11 protein-coding genes and 1 pseudogene are annotated in these 9781 nt (G+C 60.4%); 9 read left to right on the forward strand and 3 right to left on the reverse strand.

Annotated elements, in window-relative coordinates; translation table 11 throughout:
- Window positions 1-136 precede the first annotated feature (136 nt).
- Genes Q7V03_RS17115 through Q7V03_RS17145 form a run of 7 tightly spaced genes read left to right on the forward strand, consistent with a single transcriptional unit; the run spans window position 137 to window position 5455 of the window.
- Window positions 137-838 carry a response regulator transcription factor gene (locus tag Q7V03_RS17115; RefSeq protein WP_304926804.1) on the forward strand — a complete coding sequence of 234 codons (702 nt, stop codon included), beginning with the start codon at window positions 137-139 and terminating at the stop codon, window positions 836-838.
- Window positions 839-848: 10 nt separating this feature from the next.
- The gene (locus tag Q7V03_RS17120; RefSeq protein WP_304926805.1) at window positions 849-2540 is read left to right on the forward strand and encodes a sensor histidine kinase; all 1692 of its coding nucleotides are present in this window, start codon (window positions 849-851) and stop codon (window positions 2538-2540) included.
- Window positions 2537-2956 carry an HPr kinase/phosphorylase gene (locus Q7V03_RS17125; protein WP_304926806.1) on the forward strand — a complete coding sequence of 140 codons (420 nt, stop codon included), beginning with the start codon at window positions 2537-2539 and terminating at the stop codon, window positions 2954-2956. Before Q7V03_RS17120 ends, Q7V03_RS17125 begins: the two co-directional genes overlap by 4 nt.
- A 14-nt stretch (window positions 2957-2970) precedes the next feature.
- Complete coding sequence (rapZ, locus tag Q7V03_RS17130) at window positions 2971-3873, forward strand: RNase adapter RapZ (RefSeq protein ID WP_304926814.1); 903 nt, start codon at window positions 2971-2973, stop codon at window positions 3871-3873.
- Window positions 3874-3880: 7 nt separating this feature from the next.
- A complete protein-coding gene (locus Q7V03_RS17135; protein ID WP_304926807.1) occupies window positions 3881-4276 on the forward strand; it encodes a PTS sugar transporter subunit IIA in 396 nt (131 codons plus the stop codon).
- A gap of 4 nt (window positions 4277-4280) precedes the next feature.
- Window positions 4281-4550: an HPr family phosphocarrier protein gene (locus tag Q7V03_RS17140; protein ID WP_304926808.1), complete on the forward strand. Its 270-nt coding sequence runs from the start codon at window positions 4281-4283 to the stop codon at window positions 4548-4550.
- A 26-nt stretch (window positions 4551-4576) separates the two neighbouring features.
- Complete coding sequence (locus tag Q7V03_RS17145; RefSeq protein ID WP_304926809.1) at window positions 4577-5455, forward strand: lysophospholipid acyltransferase family protein; 879 nt, start codon at window positions 4577-4579, stop codon at window positions 5453-5455.
- A gap of 175 nt (window positions 5456-5630) precedes the next feature.
- Here Q7V03_RS17145 and Q7V03_RS23930 read toward each other — a convergent pair whose 3' ends face one another.
- Genes Q7V03_RS23930 through Q7V03_RS23940 form a run of 3 tightly spaced genes read right to left on the reverse strand, consistent with a single transcriptional unit; the run spans window position 5631 to window position 6835 of the window.
- Window positions 5631-5804 carry a hypothetical protein gene (locus Q7V03_RS23930; protein ID WP_370651155.1) on the reverse strand — a complete coding sequence of 58 codons (174 nt, stop codon included), beginning with the start codon at window positions 5802-5804 and terminating at the stop codon, window positions 5631-5633.
- 13 nt (window positions 5805-5817) lie between these two features.
- Entirely contained in the window at window positions 5818-6357 is a 540-nt protein-coding gene (locus Q7V03_RS23935) for a transposase (protein ID WP_370651156.1), read from the reverse strand.
- Window positions 6305-6835 carry a transposase gene (locus Q7V03_RS23940; protein WP_370651157.1) on the reverse strand — a complete coding sequence of 177 codons (531 nt, stop codon included), beginning with the start codon at window positions 6833-6835 and terminating at the stop codon, window positions 6305-6307. The genes Q7V03_RS23935 and Q7V03_RS23940 overlap by 53 nt, the downstream gene beginning before the upstream one ends.
- Before the next feature lie 425 nt (window positions 6836-7260).
- Here Q7V03_RS23940 and istA point away from each other — a divergent pair, with 425 nt between their 5' ends.
- Together istA and istB are read left to right on the forward strand one after the other, a co-directional pair.
- Window positions 7261-8727, forward strand: coding sequence for an IS21 family transposase (gene istA, locus Q7V03_RS17155; protein ID WP_304926815.1), 1467 nt, complete (start codon window positions 7261-7263; stop codon window positions 8725-8727).
- A pseudogene (istB, locus tag Q7V03_RS17160) lies at window positions 8724-9538 on the forward strand (IS21-like element helper ATPase IstB). The gene istA and the pseudogene istB overlap by 4 nt, the downstream one beginning before the upstream one ends.
- Window positions 9539-9781 lie beyond the last annotated feature (243 nt).

Here is a 9781-nt window from a genome sequence, read left to right on the forward strand (position 1 = left end):
TATTCAGCGCCTGATGGAGACTCAAGCAAAGGGTGATTCGTAGTTTGCAGTTGCTAACGCGGCGCGGAAAACGGAATATGTGTCAAAAGTCGGGCAAGCAATTTAGGCAAGCCGAGCAGTATAGGGAAGCCCAAACATGGCAAGGATCGCCCTTGTAGACGACGACAGGAATATCCTGACGTCGGTTTCTATGACTCTGGAAGCTGAGGGATTTGAAGTCGAAACGTTCAATGACGGCCAGTCTGCGTTGGATTCCTTCAACCGCCGGATGCCCGACATGGCAGTTCTCGACATCAAAATGCCGCGGATGGATGGCATGGATTTGTTGCAACGTCTGCGGCAGAAATCCAGCATGCCGGTGATCTTCCTGACCTCAAAAGATGATGAGATTGACGAAGTGCTTGGCCTGCGGATGGGGGCTGACGATTACGTCAAAAAGCCGTTCAGCCAGCGGCTTTTGGTTGAACGTATCCGCGCGCTTTTGCGCCGCAACGATGCGATTGCCACCGGCGAGGTTGCCGTCACCGAAGAGACCAAGATTATGGAGCGTGGTCATCTGCGCATGGACCCGCTGCGGCATTCGGTGGCTTGGAAAGGCCGCGATGTCTCGCTGACCGTGACCGAGTTCATGTTGCTGCAAGCCCTCGCACAGCGCCCCGGTTTCGTGAAAAGCCGCGATCAGTTGATGGATGTGGCCTACGACGATCAGGTCTATGTTGATGACCGCACTATCGACAGCCATATCAAGCGCTTGCGCAAGAAAATGCGCTCGGTTGACGATGATTTCGCGGCGATTGAGACGCTGTATGGCATTCGCTATCGTTACAACGAAGAGTGACTGTCAGGCCATGACAGCGGCGCAAAAGATATCCATGAAAAATGCGAATCCGACGAAGAAACCTGGCAAGCTGCTATTGGGCGAAGACTGGGTCTCACCCGAAGTTGTGGCTGATAGTGCGCTCTCCGCAGGGCGGGGTCGGCGTAGTATCGTCTCGCTGAACCGCTCGCCTTTGGCGCGCAAGATCATCGTGTTCAACCTGATGGCGCTGGTGATTTTGGTCGCGGGTGTTCTGTTTATGAACCCGTTCCGCGATAGTCTGGTGTTGCAGCGCGAAAAGGCCCTCGTGACCGAGGCGCAGTTGATTTCCAATGTGGTGGAGGCGGTTGCGATCAATTCCAATGGCAGCCTGCCTGTGAGTTTGGCAGGCTTGGCCGTGGCGCCGGGAGTTGAGGTTTTTGTATTTGATCCCAAAGGCTTGCTGGTGACGCACAGCATCGGACAGGCCCGCCCTGCTGATGCTGTGCGCGATGATCGTAAGACCATTATCACCGATTTTCTCAATGCTATCTGGGAAGGCGTCTCGGGCCTTTTGGGCGCGGGCAATCGCCCCCCCTCCGCCGCCAATGGCGAGGCGATGGCGCGTGATCTCTACACCCGCGCGCTGACTGGCGATGTGGCGGTGAACACCGGGCGCGGCGTGGACGGTGGCGCGCAATTCTCGGTGGCAAGCCCGGTGCGGTTTGGCAGCGCGGTGATTGGGGCGGTGGTGCTGACCTCGGCGGAAGGCGAGATTGACCGTCTGGTCCGCTATGAGCGCGAACAGATCCTACAGATGTTCGTCATCGCGCTGTTGGTGTCTATCGGTCTGTCGCTGGTGCTGGCCTCAACCATCGCCAATCCGCTGTCCGATTTGGCAGCGGCGGCAGAGCTTGGCCGCGACCGCGACGCCCGCAAAATGTCGCCCGGTCGCGTCCGCATCCCCGATCTTGCCGCCCGCCCGGATGAAATTGGCCGTCTGTCGGTGGCAATGCGCGGGATGGTCGCGGCTTTGTATGACCGCATCGACGCCAACGAACAGTTCGCCGCCGATGTTGCGCATGAAATCAAGAACCCCCTCGCCAGTTTGCGCTCGGCGGTAGGCTCGATGCGGATGGTCAAGAAGGAAGAACATCGCGAGAAACTGTTGAACGTCATTGAACATGATGTGCGGCGTCTGGATCGCTTGGTGTCCGACATCTCCAACGCCTCGCGCCTCGACAGCGAATTGGTGAAAGAGGAAGAGGAAGAGTTTAACTTGGTGAAAACCCTCGCCAACCTCACCGAATACTTGGGCAATCAGGCGCGCGAGAAGAACGTTGAATTTATTACAGATTTCCCCATCGATGCCATCAAAATCCACGGGCTGGAAGGCCGCCTTGCGCAAGTGTTCGTCAATCTGATCACCAACGCCGTGTCATTCTGCGACGATGGTGATGCGGTGCGGGTCTGGGCGCGCCGCCGCGAAAACCGCGTGCTGATCGTGGTCGAAGACACCGGCCCCGGCATACCGGAACAGGCGCTGACCAAGGTGTTCAAGCGCTTTTATTCTGACCGCCCGCCAACACATTTTGGCAACAATTCGGGCCTTGGCCTGTCGATCTCCAAGCAGATCGTCGAAGCGCATGGCGGCGTGATCTGGGCTGAAAACATCCGCCCCACCCACGCTGACCCCACCTCTGACCCGCTTGGCGCGCGGTTTGTGGTGGGTCTGCCGGTGTGAGCCCTTTGCTGATGCACGCCAGTTGCGTTGCAGTGGGCGAACGCGGCGTGTTGATCATGGGTGCGGCTGGCACAGGAAAATCGGCGCTGGCTTTACAATTGATCGCCTATGGCGCTGACTTGATCGCGGATGATCAAACCCAGATCACCCATCAAGACCAACAGCTTATCGCCACCTGCCCACCCCTCTTGTCCGGTATGATCGAGGCGCGCGGCTTGGGTCTGCTCCACGCGCCCCCGCGCGCCCGCGCGCCGATCACCCTTGTCGTCGATCTTGACCTTACGGAACCCGACCGCCTGCCTCCCCTTCGTACCATATCTTTGCTAGGCATCACGCTGCCCCTTGTTCTCGGGGCACAAAGCAACCATTTTGCAGCCTCAGTCCTGTGCTATCTGAAGGGCACAAGGCTGGCATGAGGCACGTTTTGACACTGCAAACGGAACCTAGCGCAGAGCATCAACTGGTGCTGATCACTGGCCCTTCGGGGGCTGGCCGCTCGACAGCGATTCACGCGCTGGAGGATCTGGGGTTTGAGGTGATCGACAACCTGCCCTTAAGCCTCGTCCCCCGCCTGATCGACGGGCCGAGCTTGGGCCGCCCCATCGCGCTGGGCCTTGATGTGCGCAACCGTGATTTCAACACCACAGCACTCATCGAATTGATCGACACGTTGACCCGCGATCCCCGCGTCGGCCTTGAGTTGATTTATCTCGATTGCGACTCGTCTGAACTGATCCGTCGCTATTCGCAAACCCGCCGTCGCCACCCGCTTGCGCCACTGGAAACCCCAACCGAGGGCATTGCGCGCGAGATTGATCTGCTGGCCCCGGTGAGGGTGCGGGCCGATCATCTGATCGACACCACCGAGATGTCGCCGCATGATCTGAAAGCTGAAATCGGCAAATGGTTTGATCAGACTAAATCCACCCATATGGCGGTTTCTGTGCAATCGTTCAGCTACAAGCGCGGGCTGCCGCGCGGGCTTGATATGGTGTTTGACTGTCGCTTTCTGGCGAATCCCTATTGGCAGGCCGATCTGCGCGACAAAGATGGCCGCGACCCAGCCGTTACTGCGCATATCGAAGCCGACCCACGTTTTGTTGATTTCTTCCTAAGGTTGCAGGGGCTTGTTCTGATGCTGCTTCCAGCCCATCTTGCAGAGGGCAAGGCGCATCTGTCGATTGGCTTTGGCTGTACCGCAGGGCAACATCGCTCTGTTGCAGTTGCAGAAAAACTCGGCAAGGTGCTTGCAGAAGCGGGCTGGCCGGTGTCAAAGCGGCATCGTGAATTGGAACGCAAGGCAGCTCATATGCCTGCTCTAGGGTCGAGGTAAGACACGCGTGATCGGTATCGTGATCGTGGCACATGGCGGCTTGGCGCGGGAATATCTTTCCGCTGTCGAACACGTGGTTGGTCCGCAGACCTCCATGCGGGCGATTGCGATTGAAGACGACCATGACCGCGCCGCCAAACAGCGCGAGATTTGTGAGGCCGCCGATGCGGTCGATCAGGGTCAGGGCGTGGTGATGGTGACCGATATGTTTGGTGGCTCGCCGTCGAACCTGTCCCTGATGGCCTGTGCCGCCTCCGAACGCCGGATCATTTACGGCGCAAACCTGCCGATGCTGATCAAGCTGGCAAAATCCCGCGAACTTCCGGTGACCGAGGCCGTCGCCGCCGCGCTGGAAGCGGGACGCAAATACATCAATTCGCTGGATTTGGGCAGGGAGGCCTAAGAATATGGCCGCAGAAACCCTGCATATCGTCAATGAAAAGGGCCTGCATGCACGCGCCTCCGCCAAATTTGTTGAGGTGGTTGAGGGATTTGACGCAACGGCACAGGTCAGCAAAGACGGAATGACGGTGTCTGGCGACAGTATCATGGGGCTTTTGATGTTGGCAGCCTCACGCGGAACCTCTATTGAAGTCTCTACTGGCGGACCAGACGCTGCGGCACTCGCCGAAGCGCTGGCGGCCTTGGTGGCCAATCGCTTCGGGGAAGAATTCTGAGGCGCGACGGGGAAGGCTTAGGCTTCGTGACAGACACGCCACAGACAGAGACCGTCAGCGCAGGCCAGCCTCCGGCCAAGCGTGAATATGACATGCGGCGGCTGTCCTATGCGGGCACGTTCAGGAATCCGTTCAAAGCCGGGACGATTCGGGTGATTGAATGGCTGACGGCGAAGATCACCTTGCTGCGCCTGATCCGCGATTTTGAACGCTCGGGCGCTCCGTTCGGCTCGCCGTTCTGGCCCAAGGCGATCAAGCAGATGGGCATCCGCATTGATACCCCGCCCGAGGAAATTGCGCTGATTCCCCCGACTGGGCCTTTGGTGGTGGTGGCGAACCACCCGCACGGCTTGGTCGATGGCATGATCATGGCCGAAATGGTCAACCGCGTGCGCCCGGATTTCAAAATTCTGACCCGCAGCCTGCTGACGGGTATCCCCGAAGTCGCCGAGTTCATGATCCCGGTGCCTTTCCCGCACGAGGATAATGCGCGCCAACTGGGCTTAGAGATGCGTATAGAGACGATGGCGCATCTGAAGGCAGGCGGCGTGATCATCGTGTTTCCAGCGGGAAAAGTGGCGATGTCGGAGGGTTTCTTTGGCCCGGCGATCGAGGCAGAATGGAACGTTTTCACCCATAAAATGATCCAACGCTCGGGGGCCACCATTCTGCCGATCCACTTCACCGGGCAGAATTCGCGCAGCTTTCTGATCGCGAACAAGCTGTCGGATACGCTGCGTCAGGGCCTGCTGCTGTGCGAGATCAAGCGGGCTTTATTCAAACCGCAGCGCCCCCATATCGGTGCGCCGATCCCGGCCTCAAAGTTGGATGAATGGGAAGGCAACCCGCGCGGATTCCTTGCTTGGCTGCGGCAACACACGCTCGATTTGGGTAAAAAGCCGTAGGGTTTGGCTTAGGCTAAATCGGGGACTTGGCGCGGAAGTGTCAAAACTTCCTTGATTCCCCCTCTGTAACGTAAGCGGTTCGAGACGGCCGAAGGTTTAGCGGGTTGACGTTTTTGCGAAGGCCCAAGGCATCAGGTGATCGATCTGCGACTTGGGGTGACCGTTGGCGACGGTCTCAAATTGTGGCGCCCAGATAGGCGTATGGATCGATGCTGGTCCATTTGCAGGTTTCGATCAGCGATGCCATGCGCGCCCAGGTGCGGCCGCCAGCGTTGTGGCCGTCAAAGAGCGTGTTTTTGCAGTTCCGTGTATTGGGTCGGATCGTGGTTTCGGCCGGATTGCTGTTCATCTCGACGCGGCCATCAGTCAGGAATATCTGCAGCCCGTCCCAGTGGCGATGGGCCCCCGGCATAGCCGTCGACTTGCTGGGTGCCGTCAAAGCCCCGCAGAATATTCATCGCAAGGCTGTCAGTGCGCCCGTTGCCAGACAGGCGAATGCCTGCATTCGCCGAGAAAGGCGGCGCATAGGTGAAGACGACCGCCGGGGGATCGCCGCCATTCCAGCCGCGATCATCGCGGGTCAGAGCCCAGAGATAGCCGGTCTTGGTCTTGCCGGCTCCCGGATCCAGCGCGGGCGCTCGGGTCTCATCCACGAACAACCGCATGGAGCGCTTGAGGTGGACCAGCATCCGGTCGACGACCGTGGTGAGGTCAAGGCCAACCTTGCCACACCATGTCGCCCGCGTTGAGCGATCCAGATCGACACCGCCACGGGCATAGATCTGCGATTGGCGGTAAAGCGGCAAGTGATCGGCGTATTTGGAGACGACCACATGCGCCAAGGTGCCTTCAGTCGGCAGCCCGCCGTCGATCAGGCCGGCCGGGGTTGCGGCTTGCAGCACACCGCCAGCGCAGCGGCGACAGGCATATCGGGGGCGGATCGTCACCCCTCTCGCGCATGTAAACATGCGCTGCCGGGCAGCGGATGATCTGGAAACGGGCCGGGATGATGTAGAGTCGCTCGCTGCGATCTTCACCCGGTGCCCGGCAATGGTTTGCCTGCAAACCATGAAAGGGGATCTTCACCATCTCGGTGCAGCCGCGGGGGCAGACCCCGTGCCCGGCCTCGATCACCTGTTCGACGCGTGGCAGATGACCAAGATTACGCTTGGCCGCCGGTCGCTTGGTGGTGCCATCGGCATTGGGGGCGGCTAGCGTATCGCGGGCTGCCTCGGCTTTGGCGAATGCGGGCCCCAAGTCTTCGAAATCCAATTGCCGATCGTCAGGGTCCAGCGACTCTGACCGCTTGCCACAGAACGTTTGGCGCAGTTCGGCGATGCGGTCATCCTGACGCTCGGTCCGGGCGCGCAGACCTGCCATGTCCGCCCAAAGGACGAAAACGCCTCCCGCGCGGCAGGCGGAGGAGTATCCAGATCAGGGGCTTGAGAGATGGGCGTGGACATGCAGGCTTATACCGCATCGCCCCGTCGCCAAACTTCAGTCAGGCAAAGGCAACTTGTTCCAGCCGCTTGTAAGTCATCACGAAGCCACTCTTGCACCCTGGCCGCTCGGACCAGAGGCGCACTGTTGAGCGACAACCACCATGGCCGGTTGCGTCAACCATCTTGGCCGGTGGGGCTGAACGGAAGACGGGCATGCCCGTCTGGAGGGCAGTCCCACCGGCCTCATAGTTTTTCGGGTTAGGTGCTGGTCGCTGCGGGTTGGTAAGCCGGGCTCTTCTGTCGTGCAACGGAGGATCCGGGTTGGCCTACAAACCCATCACCGACCAGCAAGTGAGACTTTATATGTCAGACCTCCAGACCCACAGTCAGCGAACCGCGGCCGCCCGCGCCGGGTTCAGCGAACGCACCGCCCGCCGCATTGACGCCGATCCGACGCTGCCATCCAACCGCAAGATCACGCATGGCCGCACCGTCGCGGACCCGCTTGAAGGCTATTGGGAAGCCGATATGCTTCCCTTGCTGGCCAAGGATAGCGCCCTTCAGGCTGTCACCCTGTTGCGCCATCTTCAAAGCCTGCATCCTTTGGCTTTTCCCGATGCTCGCATCCGACGCACCCTTGAGCGACGGATACGGCAGTGGCGGGCACTGAACGGGCCAGAGCGCGACATCATCTTCCGTCAGTCGCCGGAGCCCGGCTACATGGCGCAGTCCGACTTCACCCATGCCGACGATCTGGGCGTGATGATCGCAGGGCAGCGGTTCCCGCATCTGCTCTATCACTTCGTCATGGTCTACAGCCGCTGGGAGCATGTCGGCGTGGTTTTGGGCGGAGAGAGCTTCACGGCTTTGGCCGAGAACCTGCAACAAGCCCTTTGGTCGCTGGGTGGCGTGCCGCACAACCACCGCACCGACAGCCTGTCCGCCGCGTTCCGCAACCTGACCGCTGACCAGCGCGAGGATATTACCCTGCGGTATGAGGCCTTTGTCGGACACTATGGCATGGAGGCGAGCCGCAACAACCGGGGCGAGGCTCATGAGAATGGCGCGGTGGAATCGCAGAACCGGCACCTCAAGACAGCCATCGCACAGGCCTTGATCCTGCGCGGCAACCGCGACTTCGCGTCCATCGCCGACTACCGGCGCTTCGTGGATCTCTTGGTGGCCCGGCGCAACCGGCAGCGGGCCGACGCCATTCTGGCAGAGCGGGCGCATCTCAAACCCCTGCCGGCACGTCGCACCACCGACTTCACCGAGACCGTTGTCCCCGTTACCCGGACCGGCGGCTTCCTCGTCAAAAGCGTCTTCTACAGCGCACCGTCACAGCTGATTGGCCAGCGTCTGCGGGTGCATGTCTATGACGATCGCATCGAAGCGTTTCTGGGCGCCACGCTCGTCGTCCACCATCCCCGGGCGCGTGGGCGGGACGATGGGCACCGGGTCCATGTCGTCAATTACCACCACGTCATCCATGCTCTGCGCCGCAAACCGCAAGCCCTGTGCAACTCGGTCTACCGCGACAACCTGTTCCCCAGAACCGAATATTCGGAAGCATGGAAGGTTCTGCAACGCGACCTGCCGCGCCGGGATGCCTGCCGCCGCATGGTCGATCTGCTGTTCATCGCCCACGAACGGACCTGCGAGGCCGAACTGGCGCACCTGCTCGCCGCAGACCTTGCCTGCGGGGCCCTGCCAGATCCTGAGGCCCTGACGTTGCGGTTAACGCCGCGACACATGACGTTGCCCCAAGATGTCGCTGTGGCCCACCCATCCCTCGCCAGCTTCGATGCTCTTCTGGGGGGCGCCGCATGACCGCCCGCGAGATCGACATCCACACCCTGCCCAGCATGTTGACCGCGCTGCGCCTGCCCAGCTTCCACAAGCTCTGGCAGGAGATCGCCTCCCGGGCTGACACCGAAGGCTGGCCAGCCGCCCGATTCCTGGCTGTTCTGGCGGAATACGAACTGGCCGAGCGCGACATGCGCCGCATTCGCCGCCATCTGACCGAGGCGCAACTGCCGGCGGGTAAGACCTTGGCCACCTTCGGCTTCAAGGCCTTGCCATGCCTGCCGCGCGCCCGGGTCGAAGCTTTCGCTGCCGGCGATTGGTTGGACGGCGGCGGCAACCTCATCGCAATTGGCAATTCCGGCACCGGCAAAACCCATATTCTGTGCGCCATAGGTCATGCTCTGGTCGAAGCAGGCCACCGCGTCTTTTACACCCGAACCAGCGACTTGGTGCAAAAGCTGCAGGTCGCGCGCCGCGATCTTGTCCTTGAGGCCGCCCTCGCCAAACTGGACCGGTTCGACCTGATCATCCTGGACGACATCACCTATGCCCACAAAGATCAGGCCGAGACCGGCGTCCTCTTCGAACTGATCGCCCGACGCTACGAATATCGAAGCATCGCCATCGCCGCCAACCAACCCTTCAGCGGCTGGGATCAGATCTTCCCGGACAAAGCCATGACGGTCGCCGCAATCGACCGGCTGGTTCATCACGCAACAATCCTGGAAATGAAGCCGAAAGCTTCCGTCAGCGCACCGCAGCCGCCAGCAAACTGGCCCTAGATCAAGCGCCGCCGACAACAACCAACGACAACCAAACCGAAGGAGACATCTGAACCAGACACCTCAATCTACGCCAACCCCATCGGCCCCAAACCGGCCAAGGTGGTTGTCGCCCCCGGACAAACTGGTTGACGCGCTACACGCGACCGTGGCTCATACCAACGGCCCTAGATATTGACCGTTGCCCAGTCTCTGGACATGATCGAGGTTATCGCTGCCGGTTCGTTCGCGAAGAAGTACCAGGCTGCGGCGCATTGGTCGAGGATTTTATCGTAGCTGTCGAAGACGGTGTTGGC

Source organism: Cypionkella sp. (assembly GCF_030652235.1).
Taxonomy (GTDB): Bacteria; Pseudomonadota; Alphaproteobacteria; order Rhodobacterales; family Rhodobacteraceae; genus Cypionkella.